Below are 17,733 nucleotides of genomic sequence, written 5' to 3'. Positions count from 1 at the left end.
AATAAATATAAAAATTCAATACTTTTTAAATTGTCTACCTATTCTTTCTAAATAACCTAAACCTTTGCTAGATTAATAGCTTGTCAATACAGTTCTTTTAGTATAAAAAAACTTCTATTAACACCTAGTAATTGTATCTTTTAAAACTATTCTATTTACATTAAATTAATAAAAGTTAGTTTTAAGTTTTTAAAATAAAAAAAATTTATAATATGAAAAAACCGGTAAAACCGGTTTAAATATGCAAATATATTAACGAGATCTTGAATTACCTCTTTTAGATTCTCTATTTTTTATCTGGTCTTGTCTCTCTGTACTGTCTTTTAAAAATTGTGACATTTTATCCTCAAAAGACATACCACGTTGAATACGCTCCGTTTTATTGGACCAGTCTATCTCTGTAGGCTGCCTATTACTTCTTTTCGGTTTAGCTTGTCTTATAGATAAACTTATCTTTCCTCCTTCAATAGATAAAACTTTAACATTTACCTTTTGTTTATTTTTTAGATGCTTTTTTATATCACTTACGTATTCATGTGATACCTCTGAAATATGGACTAATCCAGTCTCTCCTTCTGGTAGCTGAACAAAAGCACCAAAGTTTGTTATGCCTGTAACTGTGCCTTTAACTACATTTCCTACTTTAACTGGCATATATAAACAATTCCTCCTTTAAAAATTATCTGTTTAATCTTTTAAAGTATATATTAATATTTCTAATATGTCAATAATAACACATTAAATATAATATGTCTATATTTGCTTTTATAACGTTTATAAACAATTTTTAATATATTGTACTATATGATAAGTAAGCCTTTTTTTATAATATTTATGATGCTAAATTAATATTATTGTAAAAATAAATAATTTTTTTCTATTCTTCATCTTTCTTATCTTTTTTCTTTTCTTCTATGTAAATATATTCACCAGGCTTAACCATTTTTAGTTCATCTCTAGCTATAGATTCAACAAATTCTAATGAATTTCCTTTCTCTATCTTTCCCTTTAAATCTTCAATATCATTAGTAACAGCATCTATTTTTTCTTCTTCCTCTGCTATTTGATTCTTTAAATCATATATTAATATATATTTTTTGAAACAAAGACTCAATAGGTATATTGTTATAATCAACAGAAAAACAGTTCTAAACTTAAATAGCTTTTTCTTTTTTCTTTTCATATTTTATCCATCCTTAAAAATTTTATACTAATCCTATTAAATTAGTGCTTCTTAAATAAAATATATTTTGTATGCTTTTTTATATCATATATTATTCTATATGGTAAACTTAAAATCCTTTTTATTCTTTTTTTATGTTTTATCACTTTTTTGTTAATTTTCAATCTCATTTTAACTAATATATTTTTAATATACTTTAATGGTAATACTAAATATCTTAATATATATATAATAGGTTTTATAAGTAATCCTATAATCTTTATCATAGCTTTAATAATGATTTTGCTTAGTAATAAGCTGTAAATTAAGACACCTAAAATAAACCCTAATAATACGTACCCTCTAAGTTGACCCCAATTACTGTAGAATAATATACCAATTGATATTATAGATATTAATATCCAAAATAGCAAGTCTTCTATTAATGTTGCTAGTCTTTTTGGCTTAATAAAATATCTGAAAACTCTGTATAAATCATAAATAAAACCTATTATTAGTCCTCCATAAATTGTAGTGAGAAAAATTAAAATCTGGTCCTTCGTTAATACATACATACAAACACCTCATAAAGCTATTTAAACATATTTTTTAATAGACCTTTCTTATGATTTATAGATTTATTACTGTATACCATAGAATCAATGTGTCCTTCTATTTTGACATTTGCATCATCCAGATTTAATTTGCTAATATTTAAAACCTCGCCTTTTATTGTCACTACCCCATTTGTTGTAACAATGACTATACAGCTTTCATTAAATTTATCTACGTGCTCAACACCAGTTATATTTAATTTTTTTCTATCTTCTAGATATATATTTTGATTAGTAGTATTTACTATATTATTCATACTAATCCCCCTTTTACTACTCATGTTAAAAGAGTATGTTTTAAAAACTTACTTTATGACATGAATAATGAAACAAAAACTTTGATTAAATTAATTTAATGTATTATAATTTCTCACATTTTTTAAAGTACTCTATAGATTAAAAAAAGGTTATCTCTATATAGAAATAATTTTCTATTTTGAGATGACCTCTTTATTATAGTATCTTGTATAACTTATGTGCATCGTCTTTAGTAACATGTTCCAATAACTCTATAACTTCTACTTTTAATGTCTTGTTACCAAAAATAACTTCTATTATATCCCCAGGTGTTACTTCTGCTCCCGGCTTAACTTCCTTATCATTTATTAAGACTCTTCCTTTTTCACATGCTTCCTTTGCTAAAGTTCTTCTCTTTATTATTCTAGAATTTTTTAAAAATTTATCTATCCTCATTAATTCACTCTCCATTTCTAACAAGGTTATTTTTTCATTATCTAGTAAAATAATTAAAGTTTTTTATGTTAAATTTCTGAAACATAACAGAAATAATTTCTTTTGTGTTTTAAAAAATCAGGTCAAAGACCTGATTTTCTACTTATTAACTGCTTCTTTTAATGTTTTACCAGCTTTAAATACTGGAGCTTTAGATGCTGGAATTAATATTTTTTCTTTAGGATTTCTTGGATTTCTTCCTTCTCTTTCTTTACGATGTCTTACTTCAAATGTTCCAAATCCAACTAATTGAACTTTATCTCCATTTTCAAGAGCACCTTTTACACTTTCCATAAATGCATTTAAAGCACTTTCAGCATCTTTTTTTGTCAAATTGCTTTTATCAGCCATACTTGTTATAAGATCTGCTTTGTTCATTAAAATACCTCCCTATTTTTGAACTGTAAACTCAGTTATGTAGCTATAAGACAATACTAATATAATTAACTAATATTCTAGGTATCTTTGTAAAATCCTTCTTTTCAATATTATTTTTTATCTTTTTTTAAGTTTTTATGTATTTTTGATAAATTCCATAGTTCATTCATTTCTTTTAATGTCATTTCTTTCAAATCTCTATCTTGTTTCTTACTTTCTTCTTCCATAAATTTGAACCTAAAAATGAATTTTTCTATTGTATTTATTAGAGATGTTTCAGGATTAACCTTACAAAACCTACTTAAGTTTACTACTGCAAATAATAAATCTCCTAATTCCTCTTCTATATTAGATTGATCATTATTTTCTATTGCCTCTTCTAGCTCTCTAAATTCCTCTTTAACCTTTTCTAACACTTGATTGATATTATCCCAGTCAAAACCAATTTTAGCGACCTTCTTTTGGATTTTGTGGCTTCTCATCAATGCAGATAATCCTTTTGGGATGTTTTCTAAACCTTCTGAGTACGATTCGATATTTTTCTCTTTATCTTTTATGCTTTCCCAAATGTGTCGCACTTGGTTAGCTGTATCTACTTTTACTTCTCCAAATACATGGGGATGCCTATTTATTAATTTCGAAGAAAGCTTTGCTATTACATCCCACAAATTAAAGGTTCCTTCTTCTTTTGCTATTTGACTATGAAAAATAACTTGTAACAATAAATCCCCTAATTCTTCCGCTAAATTATCTGAATCATCATTATTAATTGCTTCTACTACTTCATAGGCTTCTTCTAACACATATTCTCTTAACGAACTGTGTGTTTGTTTCATATCCCATGGGCAACCATTCTTACCTCTTAATCTTTCCATTATTGTTATCAGATCGTGTAAATTATATACTTGTTTATTTAAATAATCAACAGCAGGTATAAACAAGCAAGATTTATGATCCCAACTAGTCAATCTATCAATTTCATAGACTAAAACTTTTTTTGACGTGAAATCTAATTCCTCTTTGTTTTTATTTAAAACATAAATTTCAAATTCGTCACCATATATTTCACTTATATATAGCTTTATTTCAGAAGCTATTAGTTGATCATAAACATTAATGATTATATTTTCACTATTAATATCCAAATATTGATTACCTATATCTAATGCATTAACTATTTTTAAGCTTTTATCATCATTTTTTTTGACTGTTTTTAATACTTCATCAACAATACTTATACTACCTATTATGTCTAGCTTTATTAATCCTTTTTTTTCTTTTTCTAAAAGTAACTGCACAATTTTATCTGATAGTACTGGATTGCCTGGAGCACAATATGATATTTCGTTATATCTATTAGCATTTTCTATTAAATCATTTGTTATTATTTCATATACTTGATCAAAAGTTTGACTTTCTTCATAAACATAATCATATGACGTAATTTCTTTACCCATTCCTTTTAAATAATCAGCAACCTCATGGTTTTTTGTTCTAAAATATAATCTATTAGACTTTTTTATACTCTCAGCTGCTGATAATGTAAGTGAAGAGTAATTCCCATAACCTAATCCTACAATAGTTATTTTCGCCATTTTTACACCACCTATATAATAACTCATTATTTTAAAATATGAATAATTTGGGTTGAATACTACTTCCTAATTAATCTATACTTTCTTAACACCTTTACTATTTTATTTCCTTTTGGTATAATTTCAAAATCTCTTTGGGTAATTGCACCTGTTACAATTAATGCTACACCATAAATTATTCCTCCGATAATAATAGCTATAATCGTTGTTAATCTCTCTGGAATATACTTACATATGTATAGGTAAGATATTTTAACAGCAATAAGCATAATTACAGCTGCAATAGCTGGTTTAATAAATACATCTATAAAATTTGGCCTTATATTAACATATTTTTTGACAGATACATAATTTAATATACTAGCTATTGCATATGCACATATTGTTCCTATAACAGCTCCATAAATGTTGATACTTTTTATTCCTGTAAGTGTATAAGTTATTACAACTTTACATGCTGCACCTATAATAAGATTCCTAACAGGTATAAATGGCTTTCCTATAGCTTGTAAAATACCTGTCATTGACTGCACTAATGCTAAAAATATTACACTAAATGCAAGTACTGATAAAATAGAACCAGCACTTTCTTGTACCTCTAAACTCTGAGTAAAATATAATAACTTCATTATTGGCACTGCTAGAGCATATAATCCTAATGCCGCTGGTAAACCAATAACTAATGATACCCTAATTCCAGAAATAGATATATCTCTAACATTCTTATAATCTAGTGTAGCATATGCAGCTGATATAGCTGGTACTAAGCTCATTGATAATGCAATTGAAAAAACTTGCGGGAAATTTATTAATGTCTGAGCCATGCCTGCCATTCGTCCATACAGCTTTGAAGCCTCGATTTTAGTATACCCTATTACCTGAAGTTTTCGCATAACTATTGCAACATCTATACTATTAATTAATGGTACAATTGCCGCTCCCATAGTAATAGGTATAGCAATAATTAATATATTTTTTATAATCTGATTTGTACTTTCGTAAACTTCTGTAGAATCAGTTCTAATTTCGTCTTTAATATTTTTTCTATTGTATAGGTATATTAATACCATCAATATTGTACCACCAATTGCACCCGCAGAAGCTCCAAAAGCAGCTCCTCCAGCAGCTTTATCTAAACCTTTATCTAATAATATGTAAGCAAGATATAATCCTATACCTACTCTAAATATCTGCTCTACAATTTGTGAACATGCAGTAGGTACCATATTTTGACGTCCTTGAAAATACCCTCTAATAGCTGACATAATTGGTACAAATAACAATGCTGGTGTTAATGCCATCATAGCATAATACGCTTTTGGATTCTCTAAATAAGAAACTATCATACCACTACCAAAGAAAATTATCGATGAAGTTAATACTCCTCCTATAATTAAGCCTAAAAACGAAATCCTAAATATTCTTTGTGCGTTTTTGTACTGCCCTAAGGCTCTTTTCTCTGATACTAATTTTGCTATAGCTACAGGCAAGCCAGCTGTTGATATTGCAAACAGCAAGTTATATATTGGGTATGAGGTTTGATAATAACCCATACCTTCGTCTCCTATTAAATTTACTAATGGTATTCTGTAAAATGCTCCTAATACTTTAACTAATATTCCGGCTGCTCCTAAAATGACAGCTCCTTTTAAAAAAGACTTCTTGCTCATTAATTATCCTCCTAAAGGCTTTAAAAGCCTATATTGTACTTAACATTTTCTATTATAGCAAATATTATGTTTTAATTAAATAAAAAAATAAATTACAATCTTCTAAAACAGGATAAAGTATATTTATTCCTGATCTTCATATATACCCCCATAATGTGCTATATAGTTCTAAATTATCAGCACAGAACCTAAATTTTAATTTAAAGTGAATGGCTTATCCAGACTGAGTTTGAGGTACATGAATGAGTTTCATAATTAAGAAGTGATGAATTTTTTATAAATAATTTGAATTTTACTATAAATTTTTACTATATAAAATAAATATATTACATTATAATTTATCTAATACTTTTTTTTAACTATGATTATTTATATAACGTTAAAAATATAATTAATCTCCTATTCCATTTTTTCATAGGAGTAAGCAATTCATATAAAATAATAGATTTTGTTTAATGCTTATAATCTCTATAAATAATTTGAGTTTAATGCATCACATAAAAAAACCTGCTTAAATAAGCAGGCTTTTTTTAACCTTCCATTTGTTTTGCTAAAAACCTAGCTGCAGTTTCTGCTAATTTAATTTCTACTTCTCCCATAGTAGCTCCTGATTCTTTTGAAGCTAATATTACTGCTCCAATTGGATCTCCTTGTGAAACTACAGGTGCTATAATTTGTGTTACATATTGCTCTGAACTTGCTTCATCTAATATTAATCTAATAGGTTTTATTTCACCAGCAGTTTCATAAATCTCTTTGCTTTCAATAATCTTTTCTAATTCAGTACTAAGTCTTTTATCATAATATTCCTTATTAGATGCACCTGATATTGCTACTACAGTATCTCTATCACAGACAATTGCAATATGTTTAACAGTTTGACTTAATGCTTCTGCATATTCCTCTGCAAATTCACCTAGTTCTCCTATAGGAGAATATTTCTTTAATATAACTTGCCCTTCTCTATCAGTAAATATTTCTAGTGGATCTCCTTCTTTAATACGTAAAGTTCTTCTTATTTCTTTAGGTATTACTACTCTACCTAAATCATCAATTCTTCTAACAATTCCTGTAGCTTTCAAAATTTTTCCCTCCTAGTTATAAAATTGAAGCAGTTCTTATGTATTATTATTTTACTGTTAAGATTATTTTATACATAGCTGGAATTTTTAAAATTTGCTTATACCTAAAAATTGAAATCTAAAATTACTAATTACATTTATTATTTACAAAAAAAAAGCCGTTTAAACGGCTTTTTTAATTATTATTCTCTTCTGTATTATTATCTTGTTCATTACTATTTTGTTGGTTATTATTTTCATCTGATTCAGTAGCTTCGTTTTCATTATTTTCTTCTGACTTCTTAGGCTCCTCAAATTTCAATAAAATCTCAACATTAGCTTTTTCTCTTTCTTCTTGTATCTGTTGATTATATATACTTTGTTTTATGCTTCTCTCAACATCTTCTTTATTACTATCAAATCCAATTTTGCTATCTGTAACCTTTATTACATGATATCCATATTTAGTTTTAACTACGCCGCTAATTTCTCCTACTTCTAAATCAAATGCAGCATCTGCAAACTCAGACACCATTTCTCCACGTCTAAAATAATTTATATCTCCACCATTACTAGCAGATGGTCCAGTAGATTTTTCTTTAGCTAAAGTAGCAAAATCAGCACCTTCATTAAGCTGTTTAATTATATCTAAAGCCTCTTCTTCAGTTTCAACCAATATATGACTTGCTCTTACGCTATCATATAATTGTTTTCTCTGTTCATAATAATCTTTAGCTTCTTGTTCTTCTACTTCCATTACCTCATCAATATACTTATTTATTATAAGACTTCTTTTTAAAATAAACTCCTTAAAAAATTCTTCACTTAAGTTCATGCTATTTAAATACTGTTCAAAATTCTTTTTATCTTCTGGAGTTGAAATATAAGTATTAATACTCTCTTCAACTTCTTTCTCATCAACCTTTATATTATTATTATCAGCATTTTGCATCTGAACTTCTTGAAGTACTAAATCTTCTAAAACAGCTTCTCTAATAATAGTTTCAAATGTTTTTCCATCACCAGCATCATTATCCCACATATCTGGTGCAACATAACCACTTGCTTCTGCAAGTTTTTTCCTATATTCTAAATACTGATCAAAGTCAGCTTTCAATACTGGTTTGTCATTTACTAATGCAACTGCATCATCTTTACTTATAGAACAACCAGCCATAAAAATTGCAAAACTCATAAGTATAGTTATTAAAACTATAAATTTATTCTTTGTCAAATCTTTCACTCCTCTACCTACATAAAAATCCATACTACAATATATAGTATATAATAACTTATTCATTATTTAAACTGTCAATTTTGTTAACTACTTTCTCTATGCTAGACAATATCTTGCTTTGATTAGTATTATTAAATTTATATTTCAAACCAGGTGTTCTTGATAAATCAAAACTAATACCTTTACCAAAAAAATTCGAAAGTTCATTAAGAAACATTGGTGTTAAAATATTTATACTATCAAATTCAATCTTAATTTCATTATTCTTTTGAACTACACTTACTATACCATTTCTATTACAAATAGATTTAATATAAGCAATTTTTATTAAATTTTCTACTTCTTTAGGTATGTCTCCGTATCTATCTATTAATTCCTCAATAACATCCCTATAGTCTTCTACGCTTTGAACTGATGATATTTTTTTATACATTTCAACTTTCTGTTGTTCATTTTGTATATATTTATTTGAAATATACCCGTCAATATTCAATTCTATAGTCGTCTCAACTTGTTTTGTTTTTATTTTACCTTTAAGTTCATTTATTGTTTCCTCTAAGTATTTTACATAAAGATCATACCCAATAGCAGCCATATGTCCATGTTGTTCTGAACCTAGTATATTACCAGCTCCTCTTATTTCTAAATCTCTCATAGCAATTTTGAAACCTGAACCAAATTCGGTAAATTCTTTAATTGCTTTTAACCTTTTTTCAGCAACCTCTGATAACACCTTGTCTTTTTCGTATGTAAAATATGAAAAAGCAACTTTATTTGATCGGCCTACCCTTCCTCTTAATTGATATAGCTGCGATAAACCCATTTTGTCGGAATCATATATAATCATAGTATTCACATTAGGTATATCTAATCCAGTTTCTATTATAGTTGTACATACGAGAATATCATATTGTCCTTCTAAATAATCAATCATAATGTGTTCTAATTCTCGCTCACTCATTTGCCCATGAGCAACTGCAATTCTCGCTTCTGGCACTAAATCTTTTATATGTGCTGCCATTTTTTTAATACCCTTAACTCTATTAAACACAAAATAAACTTGCCCTTTTCTATTCATTTCTTTCTTTATAGCATCTATAACCAACTGGTCATTATATTCCATTACATACGTTTGTATAGGATAGCGTTCCTCTGGTGGTTCTTCAATCAAACTCATGTCACGAACGCCAATTAATGACATATGAAGTGTCCTAGGTATCGGAGTAGCTGTTAATGTTAATACGTCAACATTTTCTTTTATTTTCTTTATTTTCTCCTTATGTTTTACACCAAACCGCTGTTCTTCATCTATAATTAATAATCCTATATCATAAAATTTCACATCATTTGATAATAATCTATGTGTCCCAACAATTATATCTATATTTCCAATTTTAACATCTGAAATAATTTTTTTCTGCTGCAATGGAGTTCTAAACCTACTTAACATTTCGATTTTTACTGGAAAATCTTTAAATCTTTCTTTTATTGTATTATAATGCTGTTGTGCCAATATTGTCGTGGGAACTAGGAAAGCTATTTGTTTACTATCCATCACTGCCTTAAAAGCTGCTCTTAATGCAACTTCTGTTTTACCATAACCAACATCTCCACACAACAACCTGTCCATAGATTCTTTTTTCTCCATGTTATCCTTAATTTCTTTTATACACTTTAACTGATCCGGTGTTTCCTCATATGGAAATAAATCTTCAAATTGTTTTTGCCATGGTGTATCTTCTGAAAAGCTATAACCTTCTTGTAAATGTCTTTTAGCATACAATTCTAAAAGATCCATTGCCATATCTTCTATAGATTTTTTAACTCTATTTTTTGTTTTTACCCAATCTCCACTACCTAATTTATTCACTTTAGGTTTTACAGAATCTGCTCCGATATATTTTTGTATTAAATCCATTTGTTCAACAGGAACAAATAATTTATCTTTTCCCAAATATTTTATACATAAATAATCTTTCTTAATTCCCTGAACATTTAACTGCTCAATACCTGTATATTTACCTATACCGTGGCTTTCATGAACAACATAATCTCCAATTTTTAAATCCGTAAATGATGAAATCTTTCTAGCACCATCTTTTGATTTGACACGTCTTTTCCTTTTATTGGCTCCAAATATTTCTTTGTCACTAATAAACATTAATTTTAAAGCTGGATATTCAAAGCCTTTATTAATTGTTCCTTGAGTAATAAATATTTGGCTAGAATAAATAACTCTATCTCTATTTTCTATATATAAACAATCTATATCCAAATTCAAAAGATTTTTTTCAAGCCTTTTACCTCTATCTTCTGTTCCTGATAATATAATAATTTTATATCCATTATATTTTAATCTTTTAAGTTCTTCAGCTAATAAATTAAGTTTATTATGAAATGGTTGTATTTCTTTAGATACCATACTTATTATTTCTCTTGGCTCAAATCCATTTATGCTTTTTAATAAGGCCGATATACAAATACATTCTCTTGATTTTATTTGATCCATTATATCATCATATTCATAATAAATATCTTTATGTTTACTTAGTAATTCTCCTCTTTCAAATAAATCTGTATATTTACTAATAAAATCATTTTTTATATTTTCATATTCTTCATTTATTCTTTGTGGTTCATCTAATATCATTAAACTGTCTTTATCAAAGTAGCTTGTAATGCTTGTTAATTTATTGTCAATATAAGGAGTCACCATATTAATATTTTGTATGCATCCACCATCATCCATTATATCAATATAATGTCTAAACTTATCCTCTAATTTTTCTACAAAACTAGAGTATGCTTTAGTAGATAAGTTATTTACTGAAAATTCTAAATCTTTTTGCAGCTTTTCTTTGACATCATTTATTATATTGTTTTCTATTAACACTTCTTTAAAAGGTGGTATATCTACTTCATCTAAGCTATCTATAGACCTTTGATTTTTTATATCAAAAACTCTAATAGAATCAACTTCATCATCAAATAGCTCAATTCTTATAGGATTTGCTCTATTTATTGGATAAAAATCAATCAAGCCACCTCTTACACTAAATTGACCAGTTCCCTCTATCATATCAACTCTTTCGTAGCCTTTTACGATAAAAGAATTAATTATATTCTCTAAATCTATCTCTTGTCCATAGCTAATTGTTAAATTATATTTTTTAAATATTTGGGGCTTTATAATTTTATTTAATAACGTTTCCACTGAAGCTACTACAATTATTTTTTCTTTATTACACAATCTATTCATTACTTTAAGTCTCTGATTATGAATTTCATGACTAAAAGCATCAATATCATATAAAAGCAACTGCTTTACTGGGAAGATTTCTGCACTATTGTTATTAAAAAATTTTAAATCCTCAACAATTTTTTTTGCCCTAAATTCATCATGTGTTACAATCAATATTTGCTTTGATAAATGAAAATTTAAACAATAAGCTATATGACTAATATTTTCCATAGATAAACCATGCACTAATATTGGAGACATATCATTTTTGATTGATTTTACTATTTTATTATAAGATGCAAGATTTTTCATTTGATCAACAAATACATTTTTAGACACCAATATCGACTCCTTTAATTACAAGTAGCATTAGTCCAGAATTCAGACTGTTAACAAATCCAAATTCCTTTTTGTTACTTCATTTGAGAATGCTTACATGTTTTTATACGCTCCACTTACTCATCTGAAGCACACCTTGAATTTTGCATTTCTTAACAGTCATTTATATAAAATTTCATTAACAAGCTAAGCCCAGATATAGTCTGGGCTCTTTTGTATATGCAATTTTGAAACTAACAAATATTTTTTACCAATGTATTTAATTTTTAAACTGATTATAGATAATATACTACATAATAGATATTAAAATCTCTGTTTTATACGTTAATCATTTATTAGAAACTACAAGAATGCAGTATGATGTTCAATTTTTTACTAATAATTTTAAACTTAATACTATTTCCTTTTGTTAAAAATATTCATAGCTTGATCAACACCATTTTTTATTATCTCTAAGACAGCTTCACTAGCTCTTTCAATGGTAGTATCTATCAATTCTCTATCTTCTTTACCAAAATTATTAATAACATAATTAGCTAAATCTTGTCCCTGATTAGGTTTACCTATCCCTAGACGAATACGAGGAAAATCTTCACTTTTTAAATGATATATTATTGATTTCATACCATTATGACTACCTGCACTACCTTTTTTTCTAATTCTTAAGCTACCTAATTCGATATCTATATCATCATAAATTACTATTATATTATCTATTGGTACATTGGTATATTTAAGTATTTCCATCACAGATATCCCACTATTATTCATATATGTTTGAGGCTTCACTAATATTACTTTGTTACCATCAATCATTGTCTCACCATATACTGATTTAAATTTTATCTTAGATAGTTTCACATTGTTTTTTTCAGCAAGACAATCTATTGTGTTAAATCCAACATTATGTTTAGTATTTGAATATTTGTTGCCAGGATTACCTAAGCCTATAACTGCATACAAACTACTCAACTCCTTACTACTAATTTCTACTTTTATTCACTAGAACAAATTTAGCTATGTATACAGCTGTTCTTCGTATCTTCTTTAATAATTTTAAGTCTTCATATTTTATAAGTGCAAAAGGCTACTTTTTTTCAGGTGGAGTAGAACCTCCACCTGAATTCTTGATTTTTCACTTTAACTAAACAAATTTTCTATTTGTCAAATAATTTACTTACTGAATCATTATTATTTATTCTCTTTATAGCTTCAGCAAATAGTGGTGAAATTGACATTACCTCTATGTTATCTATGTGTTTATCTTCTGGTAAAGGTATAGTATCTGTTACAACCAATTTTTCTATAACTGAATTTTCAATTCGCTCTATAGCTGGACCTGACAATACTGCATGGGTACAACATGCATAAACTTTTTTAGCACCAAAATCCTTTAATACTTTAGCAGCTTTTGTCATTGAACCAGCTGTATCTATGATATCATCGACTATAATTACATTTTTATTTTGAATATCACCAATAACATTCATAACTTCTGATACATTAGCTTTTGGTCTTCTTTTTTCTATGATAGCTATTGGTAAATCTAATATACTTGCAAAATTTCTAGCTCTTCTTACTCCACCAATATCAGGAGAAACTATTACAGTATCTTTGTCTATAAGATTATTTTCTTTAAAATATTTAGCTAAAATTGGTACTGCTACTAAATGATCTACTGGAATATCAAAGTATCCTTGCAGCTGAGCAGCATGCAAATCCATACTAACAACTCTATCTGCTCCTGCAGATGTTAATAAATCTGCAACTAATTTGGATGTAATTGGATCTCTAGCCTTTGTTTTTCTATCTTGTCTAGCATATCCATAATAAGGTACAACTGCATTGATTCTTCCTGCTGATGCTCTTTTAAACGCATCTATCATAATAAGTAATTCCATCAAATTTTCGTTTACAGGTGGACATGTAGGCTGAATAACAAATACATCTCCTCCCCTTACAGTTTCGTTGATATCAACAGAAATCTCACCATCACTAAATGTACTAACAACGCTATTTCCTAATTCAACACCAATTTCTTTGCAAATTTTTTCAGCAAGCTCTCTATTGGCATTTCCAGTGAAGATTTTTATGTCCATCTTATTATTAGAACACATTTAAATTCCTCCTTTATTCTTGGAAAACAAATACATACTACTATATATCGTTTTATATTGTTAAAAAACACATCTTTTATTATAACATAAATTAAAAGTAGAACAAAGTCTTCTATGATAGATTGAAAGTAGACTTTACTATTTTAAATAAACTATATTTAAACCATGATTATTCATAGAATTAAATGCAATGCTATGAGTAAGGACTAAAATATATTCATACGAAGAATAAGTTTTATCAATAAAATTACTTATAGCATATTATTGGTCTTCATATGCGTAATCAGGGTTAATATTGAAATTAATTATTAATTGTGAATACAATGAAATTATACTAATACATAGAATGTATATAATACACTTTGATATTATCATAAATTACAATAAATTTACAAGACTTATATTTACTTCTTTTTAGCTTTTACCCATCCGCTTTTATTAACTTGTCTAGCTCTTGCTATTGATAGAGCATAAGCTTCTACATCATCAGTAATTGTTGAACCAGCAGCTAAAAAGGCTTTTTCTTCAATTATTACTGGAGCAACAAGATTACAGTTACTACCAACAAAAGCATCATCTTTAACTATTGACTTATATTTATTCTTTCCATCATAATTAACAAATACTACACCACAGCCAATATTTACCCTCTCACCGACTTCCGCATCACCTATATATGCTAAATGACTAGCTTTTGAAAAATCTCCAATGCTTGCATTCTTTATTTCAACAAAATCACCAATTTTGACATTACTACCAACCTTACTCTTTGGTCTTAAATATGCATATGGTCCAATGGTTGTATTATCATTTATTTCACTTTCTACTATAGTAGATATCTGCACTTTAACATTATCACCTATTTTACTATCTACTATTCTGCAATTATTTCCAATTATACATTCTTCTCCTATAACAGTATTACCTTGAATTGACACACCCGGATATACTATAGTATCTCTGCCTATTCTAACATCATTATCTATATAAGTACTCATTGGATCAACAATCGTAACTCCACTGAGCATTATTTCTTCATTAATTCTTTTCCTCATTACTGATTCAACTTCTGCTAACTGTACTCTTGTATTAACTCCCATTATTTCAGTATTATCATTTATATTATATGCACCAATTTTACAACCAATTTTTTTAAATATCTTTATTGCATCAGTTAAGTAATATTCATTTTGTGCATTATCATTAGATAGGTTATTTAATGCCTTTTTTAAATAATTACCTTTAAAACAATAAATGCCCGAATTAATTTCTTTAATTTTCTTTTGATCAACATTTGCATCTTTTTCTTCAACAATAGCTGCTACTGTATGTTTATCATCACATCTAATAATTCTTCCATAACCGGTAGGATTATCAATTTCAGCTGTTAAAATTGTAACATCATTTTTTTCTTGTTTATGGTAACTAAGGAATTGTTTTAATGTGTTATCTTTAATTAAAGGTGTATCTCCATTCAATATCATAACAGTATCTTCATCATTAATTTCATTTTGAGCCTGCATAACCGCATACCCTGTTCCATAAGGAACTTCTTCTCCTATAGGTTGCTCTATAAGTTTTACACTCTTATAACTGTTATCCTCAATTATTTCAATAATCTTTCCTTTATTTTTTCCTACTATTATAATATTTTTATCACTACCAGTATTTTGGGAAGCTTCAATAATGTAACTAATCAAAGGTTTACCGCAAATTCTATGTACAACCTTTGGAGTTTTAGATTTCATTCTTGTTCCTTCTCCAGCAGCTAATATAATGGACATAATCATATTCTTCACCTCTCTTGATTTTTTATCTCAATACATATATTTTCTATAATTTTCATCATATTAATTTTCTTAGCTAAATTTTACAAAATTTTAACCTGATTATTCATCGAATATTTTAATACATGAATCTTGAATTCAGCAATTTACACCAAATCAAGATTTGGGTTCACTGATAATAATTTTGTATGAATAATCCAGTTTTAATATATATAAATATCTTATATCCCTTGTATTATAACAAATCAATAATATAATAACAAATCTTTTGAAAAGTTTTCTTCAAAAAAATAAAAGAGTCTAAGACTCTTTTATTCAACACACTCAACCTCAACCTCTTTTTGATATTCTGTAAATACTGCTTCTTGTATCTTACTTCTTGTTTCTGAGTTGATTGGATGGGCTATATCTCTAAATTCCCCATCTACCATTTTTCTACTCGGCATAGCTATAAACAATCCATTCTGTCCTTCAATAATTTTTATGTCGTGTACCACAAACTCGTTGTCAAATGTTACAGAAACAATAGCTTTCATTTTACCATCGTTGTTTATTTTTCTTACTCTAACATCAGTAACGTTCATGATCTCACCACCTTCCTGCATAACTCAGTTGTATTAACAGTATAATTCTATATATATTTGGAAATTCCTCCTTTTTTTTTAATTATTACTGTTTTTTTATATTAACCTAGTCAATAAATATATTATTATTTGCAGTTATCTCAACATTTTTAGCTATTTCATCTATGTTCTTAAGTGTTAATAATGATACATAGTCATCTACAACTTTCTCTTCTGGATGTTCTGTAGATATTAATATTCCAGTACCAACAACTTCAGCATTAAATTCTTTCATCATATCATAAATTCCTTTAACTGTTCCCCCAGCTCTCATAAAATCATCTATAACTAAAATCTTCGAACCTTCTTTCATTGCTTTTCTAGCTAATGACATAGTTTGTATTTTTCTAGTAGAACCAGAAACATAATTTATACTAACCGTTGGACCTTCGGTTATTTTTGCATCTTTTCTAATTATAATTAAAGGTTTATTAAAAACTTTTGCTGTCATTAAAGCAATTGGTATTCCTTTAGTCTCCACTGTTATAATATAATCTATCTCTTTTTTACTAAAAATAGAATAGAATATTTTACCTATATTATATACTAAATCCGGAGAATACAATAAATCTATCATATAAATGAATCCACCAGCAATTACTCTATTACCTTGCGAAAGATTTTTACACATTTTATTTGTGAAATCCATTATTTGCTCATTGTCTAGTATAGGTAGATATCTAACTCCTCCTGATACTCCAGATAAAGTTTCTATATCCCCTAATTTTAACTTTGTCACAAGTTTTTTTACTATAACAATATCCTCACTTATTGTAGATTTTGCTGCATCAAATTTCTCATTGAAATAATTATATGTAAATATTGTATTTGGGTTATCCGTCAGGATATTCATTAAAGCTCCTATTCTCTCATTTCTTTTTAACTTATCCACGTTTTACCTCCACATAGTACGAATATTATCTTTATTATATACGATTTTATTCGTATTTATCAATACAATCAACACTTTTTTTCTAAGAACAGGATAATTATAAACGTAGGCATTATAAATACTATGATATATGTTATAACAATTAATATTTAATCTAATAAATCATAAAATATATAATTTCAATCCAACAATATTATTGATATGTTATAATTGTAACTATAATTAAAATTTATTAATACAATGAAATAACAATGTAAATAATGGTAATAATATAAATACTTATAT

Annotated in this window: 16 protein-coding genes; all 16 read right to left on the bottom strand. The window is 27.3% G+C overall.

Features of this window, described 5'->3' with window-relative positions; all coding sequences use genetic code 11:
* Positions 1-252: 252 nt before the first annotated feature.
* Positions 253-654 (bottom strand): S1 RNA-binding domain-containing protein, encoded by a 402-nt coding sequence (locus tag AYC61_RS09715; protein ID WP_066500770.1) that lies wholly within the window; start codon positions 652-654, stop codon positions 253-255.
* 223 nt (positions 655-877) lie between these two features.
* Positions 878-1,183, bottom strand: a complete 306-nt coding sequence (locus tag AYC61_RS09710) for an FtsB family cell division protein (RefSeq protein WP_066500766.1) — start codon at positions 1,181-1,183, stop codon at positions 878-880.
* Between the two features lie 41 nt (positions 1,184-1,224).
* A complete protein-coding gene (gene yabQ, locus AYC61_RS09705; protein WP_066500760.1) occupies positions 1,225-1,737 on the bottom strand; it encodes a spore cortex biosynthesis protein YabQ in 513 nt (170 codons plus the stop codon).
* A gap of 17 nt (positions 1,738-1,754) precedes the next feature.
* The gene (gene yabP, locus AYC61_RS09700) at positions 1,755-2,033 is read right to left on the bottom strand and encodes a sporulation protein YabP (protein WP_066500755.1); all 279 of its coding nucleotides are present in this window, start codon (positions 2,031-2,033) and stop codon (positions 1,755-1,757) included.
* Between the two features lie 196 nt (positions 2,034-2,229).
* Positions 2,230-2,469: an RNA-binding S4 domain-containing protein gene (locus AYC61_RS09695; protein WP_066500749.1), complete on the bottom strand. Its 240-nt coding sequence runs from the start codon at positions 2,467-2,469 to the stop codon at positions 2,230-2,232.
* A 138-nt stretch (positions 2,470-2,607) separates the two neighbouring features.
* Positions 2,608-2,886, bottom strand: coding sequence for an HU family DNA-binding protein (locus AYC61_RS09690; protein ID WP_066500744.1), 279 nt, complete (start codon positions 2,884-2,886; stop codon positions 2,608-2,610).
* A 110-nt stretch (positions 2,887-2,996) separates the two neighbouring features.
* Positions 2,997-4,481, bottom strand: coding sequence for a bifunctional methyltransferase/pyrophosphohydrolase YabN (gene yabN, locus AYC61_RS09685; protein ID WP_066500741.1), 1,485 nt, complete (start codon positions 4,479-4,481; stop codon positions 2,997-2,999).
* A 59-nt stretch (positions 4,482-4,540) separates the two neighbouring features.
* Positions 4,541-6,151, bottom strand: a complete 1,611-nt coding sequence (locus AYC61_RS09680; protein ID WP_066500738.1) for a putative polysaccharide biosynthesis protein — start codon at positions 6,149-6,151, stop codon at positions 4,541-4,543.
* Between the two features lie 530 nt (positions 6,152-6,681).
* A complete protein-coding gene (gene spoVT, locus AYC61_RS09675) occupies positions 6,682-7,233 on the bottom strand; it encodes a stage V sporulation protein T (protein WP_066500737.1) in 552 nt (183 codons plus the stop codon).
* Positions 7,234-7,408: 175 nt separating this feature from the next.
* Positions 7,409-8,512 carry a peptidylprolyl isomerase gene (locus AYC61_RS09670; RefSeq protein WP_066500736.1) on the bottom strand — a complete coding sequence of 368 codons (1,104 nt, stop codon included), beginning with the start codon at positions 8,510-8,512 and terminating at the stop codon, positions 7,409-7,411.
* Entirely contained in the window at positions 8,505-12,029 is a 3,525-nt protein-coding gene (mfd, locus tag AYC61_RS09665) for a transcription-repair coupling factor (protein ID WP_156456420.1), read from the bottom strand. Before mfd ends, AYC61_RS09670 begins: the two co-directional genes overlap by 8 nt.
* 396 nt (positions 12,030-12,425) lie before the next feature.
* Positions 12,426-12,992, bottom strand: a complete 567-nt coding sequence (gene pth, locus AYC61_RS09660) for an aminoacyl-tRNA hydrolase (protein WP_066500734.1) — start codon at positions 12,990-12,992, stop codon at positions 12,426-12,428.
* Positions 12,993-13,186: 194 nt separating this feature from the next.
* On the bottom strand, positions 13,187-14,146 hold the full coding sequence (locus AYC61_RS09655; RefSeq protein WP_066500732.1) for a ribose-phosphate diphosphokinase: 960 nt from the start codon (positions 14,144-14,146) through the stop codon (positions 13,187-13,189).
* Positions 14,147-14,550: 404 nt separating this feature from the next.
* Positions 14,551-15,936, bottom strand: a complete 1,386-nt coding sequence (glmU, locus tag AYC61_RS09650) for a bifunctional UDP-N-acetylglucosamine diphosphorylase/glucosamine-1-phosphate N-acetyltransferase GlmU (protein ID WP_066500728.1) — start codon at positions 15,934-15,936, stop codon at positions 14,551-14,553.
* Positions 15,937-16,244: 308 nt separating this feature from the next.
* The gene (gene spoVG, locus AYC61_RS09645; protein ID WP_066500725.1) at positions 16,245-16,517 is read right to left on the bottom strand and encodes a septation regulator SpoVG; all 273 of its coding nucleotides are present in this window, start codon (positions 16,515-16,517) and stop codon (positions 16,245-16,247) included.
* A gap of 106 nt (positions 16,518-16,623) precedes the next feature.
* Positions 16,624-17,448, bottom strand: coding sequence for a pur operon repressor (gene purR, locus AYC61_RS09640; protein WP_066500723.1), 825 nt, complete (start codon positions 17,446-17,448; stop codon positions 16,624-16,626).
* Positions 17,449-17,733: the final 285 nt, after the last annotated feature.

It is taken from the genome of Abyssisolibacter fermentans (genome assembly GCF_001559865.1).
Lineage (GTDB): Bacteria > Bacillota > Clostridia > Tissierellales > MCWD3 > Abyssisolibacter > Abyssisolibacter fermentans.
The sequence above is the reverse complement of the archived record's forward strand: the minus strand, read 5'-3'. Positions and strand labels throughout refer to the sequence as shown.